Here is an 18696-nt window from a genome sequence, read left to right as displayed (position 1 = left end):
TATAGGACGTGGTCTTGGCGCACAACAACCTCCGTGTCATCGATGCTTCCGTCTTCCTGATCATCCCTGACTGTCGCATCCAGAACACCGTCTACATGATTGGTGAGGAAGGCGTGGACATGGTCAAGGATGGCCATAAGGGTCTGTTCAACTAGTCAGTGAAACTTCGGTTGGCCCGGCAACGGCGCCAGGCCAGACGATACTTCAAAGTGTAAGAGCGTCTTGGTATCTCGGCTCAAGAAATTTGGGCTCGCACCACCGCGTGTGCCTGTGGAGTGATGGGATCGAGTATGTCGTCGTAGTCCTCGTGTTTGTCGACATAGGCGGCGACGAACGGGCAGATCGCCACAATCCGGATGCCGGCGGCTCGAGTATCGTCCAGCGCGAACGCAATCAGCGTGCTGGCCAGGCCGCGACCGGCGAACTTGTCGTCGATCTCGGTGTGGTAGAAGATGCGCTGACTGCGAGTGTCGACATAGGCGGCCAGGCCGGCGTAGACGCCGTCGGCGGTGATCTCGTAACGCTTGTGCTCGCCGACAAGGGTGACCGACGCCTCACTCACCTCGCCGCTCGATGGTCGGGCAAAAAGTCCTCGGCCTTTTCGTCGTCCTAGCACGGGACCCCCTATGGCAGTGTTGGTCGCTGGTAAAGACGTTACCGCCTGAACGGTGTGTTGCGCGCCAAGGATTTCAGCCCTTCGCTGGTGAGGCCGCAGAAGACGGATCAAGCTGTCGTCGCGGCAAGGTCACGGTGTACCCAACCCGACCTGGATTCCGGCCGCCAACGAGGCCGTCCGGACGCTCGCCCGCGATATCAACGGCTTGCCGTGGGGCAGCATAGGCGAGATCTTCGACGTCCCCATGACCGCGCACTTCCTGGGCGGCTGCGTGATTGGAGACTCTGCGCAACGCGGAGTGATCGATCCGTACCACCGAGTGTTCGGGCATCCGGGTTTGCACATCTTCGACGGATCGGCGATTTCGGCGAACATCGGGGTGAACCCGTCGCTGACCATCACGGCGCAGGCCGAGCGGGCAGCCTCCTTCTGGCCCAACAAAGGAGAATCCGACGCACGCCCAGAGCTCGGCGCCGGCTACCAGCGGATGCAGCCGGTCGAGCCATTGAAACCCGTAGTCCCCACCAGCGCGCCAGCAGCGTTGCGGCTGAGCAAGTTTCAAGGCGAGACGGTGTCAGGTTCCACTCCACCCGTGGCGTCGGAGGGCAGTGCGGCATCTACACCCTGATGCACCCGTGTCCCGGGCGATGGTCGTGAATGTTGTGCGCCGAGCGTGCTGTCACGGCGAAAAAATCGCCCAAAATTCGCCCTCAGAACACGCTCGGCGAAACGTCGGGCAAACGAGGGGCGTCAACCCTTACGCGACGCTACTTTCTGCAATGTCATCGGACGGGTGTACATGCTGATGCGGGCGCGGTGCCACCAGGCGTGCTCGCGTCGCAACTCGGCCCAGGTGGTGAAGCGGTACTGATAGAGCTCTGCACGCACATACCGGGGCGGTGTCTCGGGGAAAGGGTTGTGCTGCAACAGACGTAGCGTGTGCGGGTCGTTGCGCAGCAGCCGTTCCATGAACGGCTGCAGCCAGGGCTGCGCGTAGCCCGGCGAGATAGCGGCGAACCACATCAGCCAGTCCAGGCGGAGATGATAGGGCGCCCATTGCCGTGGTAGTCGGCGCACCGCACCGGGCTTGCCTTTGAATCCGTATTCCTTCCAGACGGTTTGGCCGGTGATCCGGGCTTCGTCGGTGCCTTCGATCACCACCTCGCGGCGAGTCCGGCCGATGCTGCCAAATGCCCCGTAAGTGTTGATCAAATGAAATGCGTTAAAAGACGCGTTCATTCGCTGATGCGACGACAACATGTTGCGTGCGGGCCAGTAGCTCAGCACTAGCACCGCTGTGGTGAAGGCGATCACCACCCCGACGAACCACAGCGGCGGTTCCGGCATAGGGGCGGTCACGTGCAGCACCGCGGACACCGACGACTGATCGATCGCGCTGCAGGCCAGGACGATCGTGATCCAATTGAGCCAGGCGAAGTTGCCAGATGCCACCAGCCACAGCTGCGTCACGACGATGATCGCGGCGGCCACGCTCGCCACCGGCTGCGGCGCGAACAAGCCGAACGGCACGACGAGCTGAGCGAAATGGTTGCCCGCCACCTCGATTCGGTGCAACGGCTTAGGAAGATGATGGAAGAACCAGCTCAACGGCCCTGGCATGGGCTGGGTCTCGTGGTGGTAGTACAGGCAGGTCAGATCGCGCCAGCATCGGTCGCCGCGCATCTTGATCAGCCCGGCGCCGAACTCGACCCGGAACAGCAACCAGCGCACCAACCACATCGTCAGCACCGGCGGCGCCGCGCGGTCGTTGCCGACGAAGACCATCAGGAACCCGGTCTCGAGCAGCAGCGACTCCCAGCCGAACGAATACCACGTCTGCCCGACATTGACGATCGACAAGTAGAGCACCCACAGCGTCAGCCATATAACCATCGCGGCCCACAATGGCACGGCATCCGCCGCGCCGGCGACTACGGCCGCCGAGAGCCCCGCACCCGACCAGGCTACGGCTGCGAACAGCCGATCCGAGTAGCGCAGGTGGAAGAGACTCGGCGCTTTCCAGAACGACAGTCCCGCCAAAAACCGTGGTACCGGCAGCATTCCGTGCTCACCGATCAGCGCGCGGAACTGCATCCCGGCCGCTACGAACGCGATCAGGTAGATCGCAGCCACGCCGCGTTCGAGCACCAATCTGCTTAGCCAGTATTCAGGTGCCGAAAACCATCCCATGGCCGTAACTCCTCGGACGGTGGTGTATCCAAGTGAATCAGCCGTAAACCCGGCTCGCCAGCCCCCGAAGTCACTCGCCGCGCGCCGGCCGCGCGCGAGAAGGCGTCGTCACCACGGATGCGGCCACCGCCGCGAGCGAAACAAGGGCCAGCAGTTGCACATTCGCGGAGTGGCCCGCGTAGCCGTCGACCGATCGCCACGGGTGCCGGGACAGCGCAGCCCCGGCCAGGATCAGCCCGCCGGCGCTGAGCCACATCGTCACCCGGTCACATCGCCTTGGATCGCTCAGCGCATACCGCAGCCCGAATGCCGCGAGAACCACGACGACACCGGCCACGCCGGAGATCATCGCCCCGGCGGCCACTACCGCGACGGCGGCCCACGGCCCGGGTGTCCAGGGCCGCACGGGCGGGTCGTCGCGGCTTGCCGGCCTGGCGCGCCAAAACGCCAGTAGGGCCAGCAACGGCAGCAAGGCCAGGCCCACTCCCAGGCCCGCCCGGTACAGCGAGTTGGAGACGAACGTCAGGGTGATGGTTCCGGGGTCACCGGGAGGCAATACCCAACCCTGCTGCCACCCGTTGACGGCGACCGGTGTCAACCGCACGCCGGCGCTGGTGCGCGCCACCCAGCCGGGGTTGATGCTTTCCGGGACTACCAGCACCCGGCTTGTTGTCGAGGCGGGCGCCCGCACCTCGCGGTGGTCGGGACCCCAGCCCCCGGTGGTCGCGGAAGTCGCTGTGGCACCAGGCGACTCGGCCGCGCCGGACACGTGCAGCCTGATGCCGTCCACGACGAACTGCGGACCGGGGCTGATCAGCAGTTCCTGTTTACCCGCCGGCAGCGCTAGCGGGTCGCGGTCACAGACATCCGTTGCAAGCGGCTGGTCGTCCAGCAACGCGCCCACCGTGGTCCGGATCGAGGTGTGCACAAAACGGCCGGCGACCGCGATGACCGGCCCGTGCTCGCAGTCGACCACGATCTCGCGCGAACGGTTGCGGTTGGCGTCGGCGGGCGCGATTGGGCTGCCGTCGGCGCCGAGCACCGCGATCTCGGCCAGGCCCGGCGGCTTGAGCTGGTCGAACCCGAGCGCATTGCGGTCGATGAGGTCTTCCCAGTCCAGCAGGCTCATCGTCACGGTGTCCGTGACCCGGGCCTTGACTGACAAGGTCTGCTGCTCACTGCCGGAATCGCTGCCGCCGGGCTTCAATTGCCGGACCTGCGGTCCGTCGCCGAGATTGACGGCGACCACCGTCGGGCGTGCGGGCAACGCCGAGGGACTGAGGATCAGGCGCAGCGCGCTGACCTCGGTGGGTCGCGGAAGCTTGATAGTCAGTGTGGGTGGGGTCTTCTGCTGCACCACCCGCTGCGGCGCGGTCCATGCGGTGGCCGGATCACCGTCGGTGGCCGCGTACGACGAGCCGAGGACGTCCACCAGATCGGAATCACCGTGAGCGCGAGTGGTATCCGGTTCGGCGACCAGCTCGGCCAGCTTGGGACCCTGCCGCGGCCGCACCCACAGCGTCGGCGTCACCGACACCGGATTGGGCACGCTCAGCGTTCGACTTAAATTGACCGGCTCCTCCGGCGTCAGCGCCATGGCTGCCGCGCACCGCACGCCGTCGGGCGCCTGGGCACAGCCCGGCCTGCCCAGCAGCTCCGCTCCCAGGTCCCATCCCGCGACGGCAGAACCCGGCGGCGGACCGGGAACCAGCACGGTGTGGCGCAGCTCGACGGGGTGCGCGAAACCCGACGCGTCATACTCGGTGAGCGTCAGGTCGGTGATACCGAATTGCACCCCGGCGGACCCGTCGTCGGTGGCGGTCGCGGTGATCCGCACCCAGGATGTCTCTCCGTACGGCAACGCGGTAGTCAGTGGCTTGCCCGGCTCGCTGAACCGCAGAGTGGTTGTGCCGCTAGCCGTTTCGATCTGGACCCGACGGACCTGGGCGCCGACCGCGGTCGCGCTCGGCGTCAGCGTGATGACGGCGTTGGCCACCGGTCGGTCGAAATCCACTCGCAACCACTGGCCGACGGCTGACTGCAGCGAGTTGGACACCCAGGCGGTCGCCGGATCGCCGTCGATCGCGGCGGTGGGCGAGGTCGCCGGTGTGACGTCTGGCAGTGCGGTGGCATCCGACGCCGAGCTCGATGCCGTGATGCGGCCGCCGTTCCACGCGCCGAAGACGGTAGAGGCGCCCGGGGCCGGGTAGTCGAGTACCCGGTTGAACGTGTGCCGGGCGTCGTCAACGGTCCGGATCGCCGAAGAGTGGTGATCGACCCGGCCGTAGTCGGTTTCGCGCGCCAGCGGGGTGTCGGTGAGTACGACGCCGACTGGTGGCGCTAGTCCCGCGCTGCCGGCGTCTGCTGTCATCAGCACCGGCCCCAGCCCAGGCCGGCCGAGCAGCCGCTGGCGTTCGTCGAGCCGCAGCAGCGCCTCCGGTCCGCCGGCGACGCGGGTCATCCGATCGATGTCGGCAAAGTAGGGCGCGCCCGAATTACCCGCGGCGTCAACGCGATAGATCTCCACCGCGGGATACCGCGGCCGCAGCCCGCTGTCGGTGACGAAGCCGGCCAATGCGCCCGCGCCCACCGGTGCACCGAACTCGGCCACCTTCCGCAAGCCGGGTGAGCCCGTGACGGTGCGCTGTACCAGGATCGGACGCGCCGACCGCGAAGTCTCCGGGTCCAGATCGTTGCGCACCACGACATAGGAAATGCCTTGCCGGGCAAGGGTATCCGCGAGACCGGGTGAAGGGCGCCCGGCGGCGAAGAGACGCTGCACCGAATCCAGCGCCCGAATGGTCTGCGGCGGCGTCAACGGGATGGAGTCGCGCACCCCCCATGGGCTACTGCCCAGCACCTGCAGCGGTTCGTCATGGCTGGTACCCCAGACCTGGGTGGCGAACGGCGCGCCCGGAACCACCAGCACCCGCGCTGCGTGGCCGGCCCTAGCGTTGTGCTTGTCGAGCCAGTCGGCGGCGTCGTGCCAGTACTCGGGTATCGCGCTGAACGTTCCCGGCGGGGCGAGCCGGCCGGTCCACGCCAGCGAGGTGCTGACCGTCAGCGCGGCCAAGACCACGACGCCGACCGCGACTCGCTTGTCCCGCTCGGGGTGTGCGAACGTGCGCAGCCACCCTGCCAGCGGCGTGCCAGCCGGACGCGGCAGTCGGCCCAGCAACTGCGCGATACCCAGCACCAGCGGGATCCGGATCACCGAGCCCAGCTTGTGGACGTTGCGCAGCGGCGCGCCGGCCGCGTCCAGGAAGGCCTGCACCTCGACGGCCACCGGTGAGCCCAGCCCGCCGCTGTAGCCGATCGCCATCAGGACCACTCCGGTCAGCAGCATCGTCACCAGACGGCCGCGTGCCGGCATGGCGCGGCTGGCGAGCCCGGCCAGGCCGGCCGCCGCGACCAGACAAGTGCCCAGGACGGCAGCCGATACCGAGACCAGCGGGGCGCCCGCGGTCGCGTCCGGCGCCACGAACGGGGTCCAGCTGTCTGTGCCGCGCAGCATCTCGGTCAGCGACGACCACTGGGTCGTCACGCCGGAGGATTCGATGAAATCCAGGAACGGTGGACTGACCTTGCGCAGCAGGCTCAGTGCCACCACCCACCACGATGTCGCCAGGCCGAGAGCCAGCACCCACCATCCGGTATATCGCCACCACAGCCGGTTCGGCCCGTGACAGGCCCACCAGATCACCGCGGGCAGACATCCGGCCAGCGTCGCGATGGCGTTGACGGCGCCCATCAGGGCGACCGCGACACCGGCCTGCGCAGCCAGGACACGGACTGACCGCCCGGAATTCCCCCGCAGCGCCAGAATCGTGGGCAGCAGCACCCACGGCGCCAGCATCATCGGCAAGGTTTCCGACGAGATCGACCCGAGGGTGGTCAGCACCCGTGGTGACAGCGCGAACGCCACCGCGCCGATCACCCGCGACGTCGGGGTGCCGATGCCCAGCGCCTCAGCGACTCGCAGCAGCCCCCAGAAGCCGGCTGTGAGCAGCAGCGCCCACCACAGCCGCTGGGTGATCCAGCCCGGCACCCCCAGCAGGTGGCCTGCCAGGAAGAACGTGCCATGCGGAAACAGGTATCCGTAGGCCTGGTTCTGCGCCTGGCCGAACGGCAACTCGCTGTTCCACAGGTTGGTGGCGCGGGCCAGGAAGCGCAGCGGGTTGGCGGTCAGGTCGAGCTTGGTGTCGGGCGAGATCTGTCCGGGCGACTGCCCGAAGGTCAACGCCAGGGCGACCATCCCGGCCACCAGCAACCATTTCCGGGACAGCGGGATAGCGGAGGCGGTTTCCGCCGGTGACGCCGCCGCCGGCGTCACCGCCGGGCTAGCTACGGTTGCCGTACTCGACCCGGTTGAGAACCGACGACGACGGGTCGCCCCCGGGAAGTGGCGGCTTCGTGTCCTGCTGCACCATCAGGGTGATCCCGAAAATCGCGGCCGCGCCGAGCAACAAACCAACCACCACGCTCGCAGCGGCGGGCGCAATGATCCGATTCATCGATTGGCTCCTTGCGGGTGTGCGGTCGCGGCGTGGCATGTCCATTGGAGTGCCACAGCAGCGTAAGCGCCAACCTAGCAGAACAGTGTCAAGCGTCTTCAGGCCGCTTACCGCAGTCCCGGCGGCAGCTTGTTCCTGCAACTCTGGACGCTGTTGCAGGGCGGCGCGGGCACCGCGGGCGGAGCGGGGATCGCCGGCACTGCGGGCACGCAATACCCGCCGTAACAGCGACCGCCGTATTCCACCAGATGCGGCGCGCCCGGAGCCGGCGCGCGCTGGGCAGGCATGTGGTCGTCCGCCGTGGCGCCGATGGTCGCGGCGGCGGCGATCAACAATCCCGCCGCGATGCCGGCCCGCGCGCCACGCGAAAACCCGGTCATCGCTGGCTCCTCCCTGCCAGTCAATAGGAGCTGTGGCAAAGGTAACAGTATTTGACCTGCCTAACACTGCAAACGACATCTTTCGGCGCGCCCGTGACACGGCGCGCCGGACGGCCATGACAACATGGCCCGATGGCTTTTCGGCGCACCCTGGCTGCAGCTTTGGCAATAGGAGTCGCAGCATCGGCGCTGGCGGGCTGCGGTCACAGCGGGCGGCCACCCGCCGCCACCTCGACCAAGGTCAGCGCGCCCCCTCCCGCTCCGCCGCTGTGCACCGACCCGACCGGCGTCCCGGCCGGTCTGTCACTGCAGGAAAAGCTGGCCCAGCTGCTCATGGTGGGCGTGCAGAACGCCGACGACGCCAAGGCCGTCGTCACTACCTATCACGTCGGCGGGATCTTCATCGGCAGCTGGACGGACCTGTCGATTTTCGACGGCCCCCTCGCCGAGATCGCCAAGAGCGCCGGCAAGCTGCCGCTGGCCGTGAGCGTGGACGAGGAGGGCGGCCGGGTCTCGCGGTTGAAGAAGCGGATCGGGGAGTCGCCGTCGCCTCGCGAGCTGGCACAAACACAAACGGCGCAATACGTCCACGACTTGGCGCTCGAGCGCGGCCGCAAGATGCGCGCATTGGGCATCACCATCGACTTTGCGCCGGTGGTCGACGTGACCAGCGCCCCTGACGACACCGTGATCGGGGACCGGTCCTTCGGCGCCGATCCGAAGACCGTCACCGACTACGCCGGGGCTTACGCCCAGGGCCTGCGTGACGCCGGCCTGCTGCCGGTGCTCAAGCACTTCCCGGGCCACGGGCACGGCTCGGGCGACTCACACAAGGGCGGGGTTGTCACGCCGCCGCTGAGCGACCTGCAGAACAACGACTTGGTGCCCTACCGGGCGCTGGTGACGACCAACCCGGTCGGCGTCATGGTCGGTCACCTGCAGGTTCCCGAGTTGACCGGTGACGACCCGGCCACCCTAAGCCGGGCCGCGGTGCAGTTGTTGCGGACCGGGACGGGTTACGGCGCTCCGGCTTTCGACGGCCCGATCTTCAGCGACGACCTGTCCAGCATGGCGGCGATATCCGACCGGTTCGGCGTATCGGAGGCGGTGCTGCGCAGCCTGCAGGCCGGCACCGACATCGCGCTCTGGGTCACCACCAAAGAGGTGCCCGCGGTCCTCAAGGCGCTGGAACAGGCCTGGAACGACGGCAAGCTAGACAAGGCGGCGGTCGACGCTTCGGTGGTGCGGATCGCGAAGATGAAGCAGGTCAAGCCGGGGTGCGGGCACTAACACGACCGCGCGTTGCCTACTCTGGAGTCAGATAGACAGGCTAGAGAGGCATCAGAGGCATCCATGGCGGGTGGTACCAAGCGGCTACCGCGTGCTGTCCGGGAACAGCAGATGCTGGACGCCGCCGTGCAGATGTTCTCGGTCAACGGCTATCACGAGACGTCGATGGACACTATCGCCGCCGAGGCGCAGATCTCGAAGCCGATGCTGTACCTGTACTACGGCTCCAAAGAGGACCTGTTCGGCGCCTGCCTGAACCGGGAGATGGGCCGGTTCATCGACGCGGTGCGCGCCGACATCGACTTCGAACAGAGCCCAAAAGACCTGCTGCGCAACACGATAGTGGCGTTCTTACGCTATATCGATGCCAACCGGGCATCGTGGATCGTGATGTACACCCAGGCCACCAGCTCGCAGGTGTTCGCCCAGACAGTGCGCGAGGGTCGCGAGCAGATCATCGAGCTGGTGGCCGGCCTGGTGCGGGCCGGCAGCCGCAGCCCGCGTCCCGACGCCGAGCACGAGATGATGGCGGTCGCGCTGGTAGGTGCGGGTGAGGCGATGGCCACCAGGGTCAGCACCGGCGACATCGACGTCGACGAGGCAGCCGAGCTGATGATCGAGCTGTTCTGGCACGGCCTGCGGGGCGGACCGGCCGAGCGGGACGTGGATGCGAATCAGCAGGGCCCGAACGTCGCCGCGGGCTAGATTCAGGGCGTGGACGGATTGCCCGCCTCCTCCTCGGACCGCTCCGCCTCCACCCCGGAAGGCTCCGCGGTCCGCATCGTTAGCGGGCGGCAATACCGCCGCAATCTCGATTTCTATTGCGCGGTAGTCATCGTCGGATTGCTGGCCGGGGTCGCCGGATTGGCGACGACGGTCGTGTTGCGTTCCGTCGAACACCTCACGTACCACTACACATTCGGCACGTTGCTCGCCGGAATCACCGGCAGTAGCCCGTTGCGCCGCGCGCTGGGCCCGATGGCCGGCGGCGCGCTGGCCGCGGTGGGGTGGTGGATGCTGCGGCGCCGCAACGACGTACCCGCGCTCGAGCCGACCATCACCCAACATCGTCGGATACCGCGGCTGTCGTGGAGCATCGACGCCCTGCTGCAGGTGCTACTGGTCGGCTCCGGCGCCTCCCTCGGCCGGGAAGGGGCTCCCCGCCAATTCGCTGCTGCACTCAGCGATTTGGCGACCGGATGGCTCAAGCGGCTGTCGCCCGGCGACCGCGAAATCCTGCTGGCCTGCGCGGCCGGGGCGGGCCTGGGATCGGTCTACGCGGTGCCGGCGGCCGGTGCGCTGTTCACTGTGCGGATCATCCTGAGCACCTGGCGTCCGCGTGCCGTCGGGGCGGCGCTGATCACCTCCAGCCTGGCCGTCGCCGTCGGTTCTTTGATCACGCACGATCACCCGAATTTGGAGTGGCCCAACGCGGAACGCACATTCGAGTTGAGCGGGCAGGCGCTGATCTTGGCGCCGGTGACGCTGGCGGTCGGACTGGCGTTCAACCGGCTGATGGCCGCGGCGCGCCCGGCCAGCCCGATGCGCAGCTGGGTGCTGATCCCGGCTCTGGCGGGCGCCGGGTTGGTGACGGGAATCTGCTCGCACTGGTGGCCCGAGCTGCCCGGCAACGGCCGTAGCATTCTGACCGTCAGCCTCGCCGCCGGCATGACGCTGTCGGCGGCCGCGGTCATCCTGGTGTTGAAACCTCTGCTGACTGCGCTGTTCCTGCGCGCCGGCGGCGCCGGCGGAATGCTCACACCGTCGCTGGCCACCGGCGCCGCCGCCGGGTCGGTACTGGTGCTGGCCGTCAACTCCGCGGCGGGCACGCACCTGCACGCGCCGGTGGTGTCGTTGGCCGGGGCCGCCGGCGTGCTCGCGGTCACGCAGGGCTCACCGATCTGGGCCGCGATCTTCGTCTGGGAACTAGCCCGGCCGCCGGTTTGGCTGTTCGTGGTCTTTCTGGTTACCGCGGTCGGCGCGCACGCGCTGAAGAAAGCGCTATAGCGGCCGTACGGTACCGGTCAGGTAGGGGTATCCCTTGGCGATATTGCGCAACGCGAGATCCCAGCCGTCGTCCCGCTTTTCGACGTAGAGTCCCCCGGTGCCCGGGAGCACCAGGGGCTTGCCGAATTTCACCGAATACCGCACCGCGTCCGGGAACTGTGCCTCAATATTGGCCAATACCGCTGCGGCACTGAACATTCCGTGCGCAATCACGGTGGGGAAGCCGAACAGCTTGGCTGCGACTGGGTTGGTGTGGATCGGGTTGTGATCGCCGCCGACGAAGGCGTAGCGACGGATTTGGCTGGGCGTGACCCGCAGGACGGTGCTCGGAGGCGGCGGCTTGGGCTCCTTCTGCGGCGGCGGCTTGGGTTCGTCGGACAAGCTGGTCCGCTGCTGGTGCAGGAACGTCGTCACCTGGTGCCACGCAGTGTCATTGCCGACGTTCACGTCGGTCACCAGGTCGACCAGCAAGCCTTTCCGGTGTTCGCGCAGGTTCTCGGCATGCACCTGGATGCCGACGGTGTCGGTGACGGCGATCGGCCGGTGCTGCGTGATGTGGTTCTCCAGGTGAATGGATCCCATTGCGGCAAAAGGGAAGTCGAACGACGTCACGAGCGACATCATCGTGGGAAAGGTCAACGCGAACGGATAGGTCAGCGGCACATTGTTGCCGTAGCGCAAACCGGTGACGGCCGCATAGGCGGCCACGTTGGTGTGGTCGATCGGCAGTTCGTCCACTTTGACGGTGCGTTCGGGCAACTTGTCGTTGCGGGGTACGAACGGGATGGCACCGGCGGCTGCGCGCAGCATGTTTTTCAGGCCGCTTGGTTGATTCATTTGGTTCCCTCCGGACCTCAGGCGCCCAGCATGGCCTGGCCGCAGACGCGAATGACGTTGCCCGTCACCGCATTCGAGGCCGGGCTGGCGAAATAGGCGATGGTCTCGGCGACGTCGACGGGCTGGCCGCCCTGCAACAGCGAGTTCAGCCGCCGGCCCACCTCCCGGGTGGCCAGCGGGATCGCCGCGGTCATCTGAGTTTCGATGAAGCCCGGTGCGACGGCGTTGATCGTGATGCCTTTTTCGGCGAGTCCGGGTGCCAGCGCCTGAGTGAGGCCGATCATCCCGGCCTTGGTGGTGGCGTAGTTGGTCTGGCCGCGGTTGCCGGCGATGCCGGCCATCGACGACAGGCCGATCACCCGGCCGCCCTCGCCGATGCTGCCGTTGCCGATCAGGCCTTCGGTAAGACGTTGGGGGGCAAGCAGATTGACGGCCAGCACGGCGTCCCAGCGGGCATCGTCCATGTTGACCAGCAGCTTGTCGCGGGTGATGCCGGCGTTGTTGACCAGGACGTCGGCGCGTCCGCCGTGGTGGTCGCGCAGGTGCTGGGTGATCTGGTCGACGGCGTCGTCGGCGGTGACGTCGAGCCATAGCGGCGTGCCGCCGACCTTGCTCGCCGTTTCGGCCAGCGTCTCCTCAGCGGATTCCACGTCGATCGCGACGACGCGTGCGCCGTCGCGGGCGAACACCTCGGCGATGGTTGCGCCGATGCCCCGCGCGGCGCCGGTCACGATGGCGATCTTGCCGTCCAGCGGTCGGTCCCAGTCGGCCGGTGGCGTGGAGTCGGCGGCCCCCACGTAGAAGACCTGGCCGTCGACATAGGCCGACCTGGCGGAGAGGATGAACCGCATGGTGGATTCCAGGCCCGTCGCGGCCGGCTTGGCGTCCGGAGACAGGTAAACCAGCGCCACGGTGGAGCCGCGACGCAGCTCCTTGCCCAGCGAACGGGTGAAACCTTCCAGCGCGCGCTGCGCGATCCGCTCGTCAGTGCCGGCGGCCGCCTCGGGGGTGGTGCCGACGACCACCACCCGCGCGCAACGGCCCAGATTGCGCAGCAGCGGAGTGAAGAACTCGTGCAACGCCTTCAGGCGGGGAGGTGAGGTGATGCCGGTGGCGTCGAAGACCAGCCCGCCGAACGAATCGGCCCAGCGGCCGCCCAGATTGTTGCCCACCACGTCGTAGTCGTGGTCCAGCGCCGCGCGCAGCGGTTCGACGACCCTGCCGTCACCCCCGATGAGCAGGGATCCGGCCAGCGGCGGATCACCCGGCCGATAGCGGCGAAGGATCTCGGGCTGCGGGACACCGAGTTGCTTGGCCAGAAAGGATCCAGGACCGGAGTTGGCAACCTGGGATAACAGATCGGGGGAACGCTTGGGGGCCACTGAGATGCCTTCCGTGTTGCTTGCGTGAGCGTATAGGGCAACGGTATCTGGGGACGAACTTACTTCAGAGTAAGAACAGTGAGTAGTATGGCCCCTAACGGCCTACCCCAAACTGACTAATGACAGACGGAGACGAAGTGGCCCCTGCTCAGAACAATGCTCAGACCAGGCGGCGAGTCGCCGTGCTCGGTGGCAATCGCATCCCGTTCGGAAGGTCGGACCGCGCTTACGCCGAGGCGTCCAACCAGGACATGTTCACCGCCGCACTCGGCGGACTGATAGACCGCTTCGGGCTGGCGGGTCAGCGGTTGGGTGCGGTGGTAGGCGGCGCGGTGCTCAAGCACAGCCGCGATTTCAACCTGATGCGCGAATGCGTGCTGGGCTCGGAGCTGTCGCCGTACACCCCGGCGTTCGATCTGCAGCAGGCCTGCGGCACGGGTCTGCAGGCCGCTATCGCCGCCGCCGACGGCATCGCCGCCGGTCGCTATGAGGTGGCCGCAGCGGGCGGGGTGGACACCACGTCGGACCCGCCGATCGGGCTGGGGGACGACCTGCGCCGCACCCTGCTGAAGGTGCGCCGGTCGAAGTCGAACATGGAGCGGCTGAAGTTGGTGGGCACGCTGCCAGCAAACCTCGGGCTCGACCTTCCGGCCAACAGCGAGCCCCGGACCGGCCTGTCGATGGGGGAGCACGCCGCCATCACCGCCAAGCAGCTGGGGATCAAGCGCGTCGATCAAGACGAGCTTGCCGTCGCCAGCCATCGCAACATGGCGGACGCGTACGACCGGGGCTTCTTCGACGACCTGATCACGCCGTTCCTCGGGCTGTATCGCGACGACAACCTGCGTCCCGATGCCAGCGTCGAGAAGCTGGCGGCGCTGCGGCCGGTATTCGGTGTCAAAGCCGGCGACGCAACAATGACGGCGGGAAACTCGACGCCGTTGACCGACGGCGCCTCGGTGGCCCTGCTGGCCAGCGAACAATGGGCAGAGGAGCACTCCCTGGCTCCGCTGGCGTACTTCGTCGACGCTGAGACGGCGGCCGTCGACTACGTCAACGGAAACGACGGGCTGCTGATGGCGCCGACGTATGCGGTACCGCGGCTCCTGGCGAGAAACGGGTTGAGCCTGCAGGATTTTGACTTCTACGAAATTCACGAGGCGTTCGCCTCGGTGGTGTTGGCTCACCTGCAGGCGTGGGAGTCCGAAGAATACTGCAAGCAGCGGCTGGGCCTGGATGCCGCGCTCGGGCCGATCGACCGGACCAAGGTCAACGTCAACGGCTCGTCACTGGCCGCCGGCCACCCCTTCGCAGCCACTGGCGGACGGATTCTCGCACAGGCTGCCAAGCAGATCGCCCAGAAGAAAGCGGAGCAATCCGGTGACGGCCCGGTGCGGGCGCTGATCTCGATCTGCGCAGCCGGTGGCCAAGGAGTGGCTGCGATTCTGCAGGCCTGAGCCGCTCGGCCGAGCGTCGCGCTCACACTAAACACCTCGCCGGCACAAACGGTTTACGTGGGGTTTGGTTAATAAACCAGATGAACGGGTATTTGGGGATTGGATAGCCCCGTGTTGTGGTCAGACCCCCGACCCCGACGGCAATACGGGGCTTCCCTACACACGATCGCCGGTCAGCGGAGACGGGCGTCTGGAACGGACCGCCGCTGGAGTGAGGGGATCCAGCGGCGGTCTTTTGTCAACTCGTCGATAAACGCGAGTTCCCCCGCTTCAGCGTGGAAGCGGGGGAACTTTTGCGAAAGCGCAGGCCGGCTTAGAAGGCAGCCTCGTCGAGCTCCATGATGTCGTTGTCCAGCGTCTCGATAACCTCGCGAGTGCTGGTCAGCAACGGCAGGAAGTTTTTCGCGAAGAACGACGCGACCGCGATCTTGCCCTCGTAGAAGGACCGCTCGGTACCGCTGGCGCCGGCGTCGAGCGCGGCCACCGCCACCGCGGCCTGACGCTGCAACAACCAGCCGATGACCAGGTCGCCGACGCTCATCAGGAAGCGGACCGAACCCAGCCCCACCTTGTACAGGCTGGTGACGTCCTCCTGCGCAGCCATCAGGTAGCTGGTCAGCGAAGCCGCCATGGCCTGGACGTCGACCAGCGCCTTGGACAGCACCTCGCGCTCCATCTTCAGCCGACCGTTTCCGGACTCGCTGTCGACGAACTGCTGGATCTCGCCCGCCACGTGCGCAAGCGCCACGCCCTTGTCGCGGATGATCTTACGGAAGAAGAAGTCCTGCGCCTGAATGGCCGTGGTGCCCTCATACAGCGAGTCGATCTTGGCGTCACGGATGTACTGCTCGATCGGGTAGTCCTGCAGGAAGCCCGAACCACCAAAGGTCTGCAGGCTCTCGGTGAGCTTCGCGTAGGCCTGTTCGGAGCCCACGCCCTTGACCACCGGCAACATCAGGTCGTTGACCTTGGCCGCCAGCTTGGCGTCGATACCGTGCACTGCCTCGGCGACCGCGGCATCCTGGAACGTCGCGGTGTAGATGTACAGCGCACGCAGACCCTCGGCGTAGGCCTTCTGGGTCATGAGGGACCGGCGCACGTCGGGGTGATGCGTGATGGTCACCCGCGGCGCGGTCTTGTCCGTCATCTGGGTCAGGTCCGCGCCCTGCACCCGGGACTTCGCGTATTCCAGCGCGTTCAGGTAGCCAGTCGACAGGGTCGCGATGGCCTTGGTGCCGACCATCATGCGGGCCTGCTCGATGACCTCGAACATCTGGGCAATACCGTTGTGCACCTCGCCGACCAGCCAGCCCTTCGCGGGCACGCCGTGCTGGCCCAGCGACAGTTCACATGTCGCCGATACCTTCAGACCCATCTTGTGCTCGACGTTGGTGACGAACACACCGTTGCGCTCACCGAGCTCGCCGGTCTCGAAATCGAACAGGAACTTGGGTACGAAGAACAGCGACAGCCCCTTGGTGCCCGGGCCGGCGCCCTCCGGGCGGGCCAGCACCAAGTGGAAGATGTTCTCGAACAGATCGCCGGAATCGGCTGACGTGATGAATCGCTTGACACCGTCGATGTGCCAGGAGCCGTCCTCCTGCTGGACGGCTTTGGTCCGTCCGGCGCCCACATCGGAGCCGGCGTCCGGCTCGGTGAGCACCATGGTCGATCCCCAGCCGCGCTCGGCGGCCATGATCGCCCACTTCTTCTGCTCCTCGGTGCCCAGGTTGTAGAAGATCTGCGCGAAACCCGCGCCACCGCCGTACATCCAGGCCGCGGGGTTGGCGCCCAGGATGTGCTCGTGCAAAGCCCACAGCAGGGCCTTGGGCGCCGGGGTGCCGCCGAGCTCCTCGTCGAGGCCGACCTTGTCCCAGCCGCCGTCGATAACCGCGCGAACGGACTTTTTGAACGACTCCGGCAACGTCACCGAGTGGGCGGCCGGATCGAAAACTGGCGGGTTGCGGTCGCCTTCGACGAACGACTCAGCCACTGGTCCCTCGGCGAGTCGACTGATCTCTGAGAGCATTTCGCGCGCGACATCAGCGTCCAGATCGCTGTACTCGCCTTCGCCTAAAGCCTTGTCAACGCCGAAGACTTCAAACAGGTTGAATACCTGGTCGCGGACGTTGCTCTTGTAGTGGCTCACTACATTCCTCCTCGTTGAGAATGCCACTTGTGGTTGGGCACTAGGGCTAAGTTACCCACCAGTAACACCGCTAAACTATATCCGTCGGACAGTCCAACGCAAGTTAATGTGAGCTAAATTTCACTATCTAACTAACCAACCGGTTGGGAACTCGCTACCAGTCTTTTGACCTGCGGCGATGGGACCGCGTGAGGAGTGTGGTGAGCGTCACGGCCCTCCCGGTGATCGACCTGCGGGGCGAGCCCGGCGGGTTGCGCCAAGGCCTGCGCGAGGCCGCCCACGAGGTGGGTTTCTGCTACCTGACCGGCCACGGGGTGCCGGCGGCGCTGGTGAACAAGCTGCTCGGTGCGGCGCGACGGCTGTTTGCGCTGCCGCAGGCAGACAAAGACGCGATCGCCATGGTGAAAAGCCCCCATTTCCGCGGCTACACCCGACTCGGTGGCGAGCTGACCCGCGGCGAGGTGGACTGGCGCGAGCAGATCGACGTGGGGCCGCAACGCCCGTCAATCGGAGGGCCCGGCAAGCCGGACTACCTGTGGCTGCAGGGGCCCAACCAGTGGCCGGCGGCGCTGCCGGAACTTCCCGGCGTCATCGCGGAATGGGACGCCGCGCTGTCGCGTGTGGCCCGAACGTTGCTGCGTCACTGGGCGGTTTCGCTGGGCAGTCCGCCCGACATGTTCGACGCGGCGTTCGCCGAGGCGCCCGCCACGCTGATCAAGGTGATCCGGTATCCGGCGCGAACGCCCAGCGCGCAAGGCGTTGGCGCGCACAAGGATTCGGGAGTGCTGACGCTGCTGTTGGCCGAACCGGGCAGCCGCGGACTTCAGGTGCGTCTGCCCGCTTCAGGGCAATGGATCGACGTGGCGCCGTTGGACGGGGCGTTCGTCGTCAACATCGGTGAGCTGCTCGAGGTCGCGACCAGCGGCTACCTGCGCGCCACCGAACACCGGGTGAACCTGCGCTCCCCGGCCGCCGAGCGGCTTGCGGTGGCGTACTTCTTCAATCCCAGGCTGGACGCGCGGATACCGGTGCTGTCGCTGCCTACCGAGCTGGCCGCGCGGGGCGGGATGCGGCCGGACCCGTCGGACCCGATCTTCGCCGTCTACGGCCGCAACGCCTGGAAGAGCCGATTGCGCGCGCACCCCGATGTGGCTGCCGCGCACGGATATGCACCCGGTAGGCTCCAAACCGAGAATCCCGTTCTCGGCTCGAGGGGCGAATGAACTCCGGTGAATTCGAACAGCAATCTGACACCGTCGTCACTGCGTGAGGCGTTCGGCCACTTCCCGTCCGGGGTAGTGGCTATCGCGGCCGAGGTGAACGGGGTGCGGGAAGGCTTGGCGGCCAGCACCTTCGTCCCGGTCTCGCTGGACCCCCCGCTGGTTTCGTTCTGTGTGCAGAACATCTCGACGACGTGGCCGAAGCTCAAGGACGTCCCGATGCTCGGCATCAGTGTGCTCGGCGAAGCGCACGACGAAGCCGCGCGGACCTTGGCCGCCAAGACGGGGGACCGGTTCGCGGGCTTGGAGACGGTGTCCCATCAGTCCGGAGCGGTGTTCATCAAAGGCACCGGTCTCTGGCTGGAAAGTGCGATCGAGCAGATGATTCCGGCAGGGGATCACACCATCGTCGTGCTGCGGGTCAGGCAGGTCACCGTCGATGCCGAGGTGGCACCGATCGTGTTTCACCGCAGCGCTTTTCGCCGACTGGTTACCGGCTAGGGACGGCGGCCGAGTTCTTCTCGGTAGCCCTGGATACGCCGCTCGATCTCCGCGGCGTCTGACTCGCGGCCTTCCTTGTGTGCCAGGTCGGCGCGGACCGACAATTCCCGGATCGCCGTTCGAATGTCGTTGATACTCGTGGCTTCCTGCATG

Annotated in this window: 15 protein-coding genes and 2 pseudogenes; 8 read left to right on the top strand and 9 right to left on the bottom strand. The window is 66.8% G+C overall.

Translation table 11 applies throughout. The features are described from left to right. Positions 1-23: 23 nt before the first annotated feature. A pseudogene (locus A9W99_RS25780) lies at positions 24-155 on the top strand (hypothetical protein); the annotation flags it as partial. An 80-nt stretch (positions 156-235) separates the two neighbouring features. Here A9W99_RS25780 and A9W99_RS02355 read toward each other — a convergent pair. Further along, positions 236-562, bottom strand: a complete 327-nt coding sequence (locus A9W99_RS02355) for a GNAT family N-acetyltransferase (RefSeq protein ID WP_067372791.1) — start codon at positions 560-562, stop codon at positions 236-238. Positions 563-725: 163 nt separating this feature from the next. Here A9W99_RS02355 and A9W99_RS02350 point away from each other — a divergent pair. Next, a pseudogene (locus A9W99_RS02350) lies at positions 726-1244 on the top strand (GMC oxidoreductase); the annotation flags it as partial. Between the two features lie 122 nt (positions 1245-1366). On the opposite strand, the gene A9W99_RS02345 reads toward A9W99_RS02350, so the two are convergent. From A9W99_RS02345 to A9W99_RS02330, 4 genes are all read right to left on the bottom strand, one after another. Further along, entirely contained in the window at positions 1367-2806 is a 1440-nt protein-coding gene (locus A9W99_RS02345; RefSeq protein WP_067372785.1) for a lipase maturation factor family protein, read from the bottom strand. Positions 2807-2876: 70 nt separating this feature from the next. Further along, positions 2877-7061: an alpha-(1->3)-arabinofuranosyltransferase gene (locus A9W99_RS02340; protein WP_067373500.1), complete on the bottom strand. Its 4185-nt coding sequence runs from the start codon at positions 7059-7061 to the stop codon at positions 2877-2879. 85 nt (positions 7062-7146) lie between these two features. Next, positions 7147-7320 carry a DUF2613 domain-containing protein gene (locus A9W99_RS02335; RefSeq protein WP_067373497.1) on the bottom strand — a complete coding sequence of 58 codons (174 nt, stop codon included), beginning with the start codon at positions 7318-7320 and terminating at the stop codon, positions 7147-7149. 107 nt (positions 7321-7427) lie between these two features. Further along, positions 7428-7700 (bottom strand): hypothetical protein, encoded by a 273-nt coding sequence (locus A9W99_RS02330; RefSeq protein ID WP_067239412.1) that lies wholly within the window; start codon positions 7698-7700, stop codon positions 7428-7430. Positions 7701-7832: 132 nt separating this feature from the next. On the opposite strand from A9W99_RS02330, the gene A9W99_RS02325 reads away from it, so the two are divergent. The 3 genes from A9W99_RS02325 to A9W99_RS02315 all read left to right on the top strand — a co-directional run bounded on the left by A9W99_RS02325 (position 7833) and on the right by A9W99_RS02315 (position 10997). Beyond that, positions 7833-8990 carry a glycoside hydrolase family 3 N-terminal domain-containing protein gene (locus A9W99_RS02325; protein ID WP_067372782.1) on the top strand — a complete coding sequence of 386 codons (1158 nt, stop codon included), beginning with the start codon at positions 7833-7835 and terminating at the stop codon, positions 8988-8990. A gap of 63 nt (positions 8991-9053) precedes the next feature. Then, positions 9054-9695, top strand: a complete 642-nt coding sequence (locus A9W99_RS02320) for a TetR/AcrR family transcriptional regulator (protein ID WP_067372780.1) — start codon at positions 9054-9056, stop codon at positions 9693-9695. Positions 9696-9770: 75 nt separating this feature from the next. Next, a complete protein-coding gene (locus A9W99_RS02315) occupies positions 9771-10997 on the top strand; it encodes a chloride channel protein (protein WP_067373492.1) in 1227 nt (408 codons plus the stop codon). Here the strand turns inward: A9W99_RS02315 and A9W99_RS02310 are convergent. Beyond that, the gene (locus tag A9W99_RS02310; RefSeq protein ID WP_067372777.1) at positions 10992-11834 is read right to left on the bottom strand and encodes a MaoC/PaaZ C-terminal domain-containing protein; all 843 of its coding nucleotides are present in this window, start codon (positions 11832-11834) and stop codon (positions 10992-10994) included. The two genes, A9W99_RS02315 and A9W99_RS02310, sit on opposite strands and share 6 nt — an antisense overlap. Before the next feature lie 17 nt (positions 11835-11851). Continuing rightward, on the bottom strand, positions 11852-13216 hold the full coding sequence (locus A9W99_RS02305) for a 3-oxoacyl-ACP reductase (RefSeq protein WP_067372773.1): 1365 nt from the start codon (positions 13214-13216) through the stop codon (positions 11852-11854). Between the two features lie 137 nt (positions 13217-13353). On the opposite strand from A9W99_RS02305, the gene A9W99_RS02300 reads away from it, so the two are divergent. After that, on the top strand, positions 13354-14673 hold the full coding sequence (locus tag A9W99_RS02300) for an acetyl-CoA C-acetyltransferase (RefSeq protein ID WP_156622908.1): 1320 nt from the start codon (positions 13354-13356) through the stop codon (positions 14671-14673). A gap of 313 nt (positions 14674-14986) precedes the next feature. Here A9W99_RS02300 and A9W99_RS02295 read toward each other — a convergent pair whose 3' ends face one another. Then, positions 14987-16822 carry an acyl-CoA dehydrogenase gene (locus A9W99_RS02295; protein ID WP_067372767.1) on the bottom strand — a complete coding sequence of 612 codons (1836 nt, stop codon included), beginning with the start codon at positions 16820-16822 and terminating at the stop codon, positions 14987-14989. Positions 16823-17019: 197 nt separating this feature from the next. On the opposite strand from A9W99_RS02295, the gene A9W99_RS02290 reads away from it, so the two are divergent. Together A9W99_RS02290 and A9W99_RS02285 are read left to right on the top strand one after the other, a co-directional pair. Continuing rightward, positions 17020-18045 (top strand): isopenicillin N synthase family oxygenase, encoded by a 1026-nt coding sequence (locus tag A9W99_RS02290; protein WP_067372764.1) that lies wholly within the window; start codon positions 17020-17022, stop codon positions 18043-18045. 6 nt (positions 18046-18051) lie between these two features. Beyond that, positions 18052-18543 (top strand): flavin reductase family protein, encoded by a 492-nt coding sequence (locus tag A9W99_RS02285; RefSeq protein WP_067372761.1) that lies wholly within the window; start codon positions 18052-18054, stop codon positions 18541-18543. On the opposite strand, the gene A9W99_RS26750 is transcribed toward A9W99_RS02285, so the two are convergent. Next, positions 18540-18695: a hypothetical protein gene (locus A9W99_RS26750; protein ID WP_172828790.1), complete on the bottom strand. Its 156-nt coding sequence runs from the start codon at positions 18693-18695 to the stop codon at positions 18540-18542. The genes A9W99_RS02285 and A9W99_RS26750 overlap by 4 nt on opposite strands. Between the last annotated feature and the right edge of the window lies 1 nt (position 18696).

The sequence above is a fragment of the Mycobacterium sp. 1164966.3 genome, assembly GCF_001665395.1.
In the GTDB taxonomy this organism is placed as follows: domain Bacteria; phylum Actinomycetota; class Actinomycetes; order Mycobacteriales; family Mycobacteriaceae; genus Mycobacterium.
The sequence above is the reverse complement of the archived record's forward strand: the minus strand, read 5'-3'. Positions and strand labels throughout refer to the sequence as shown.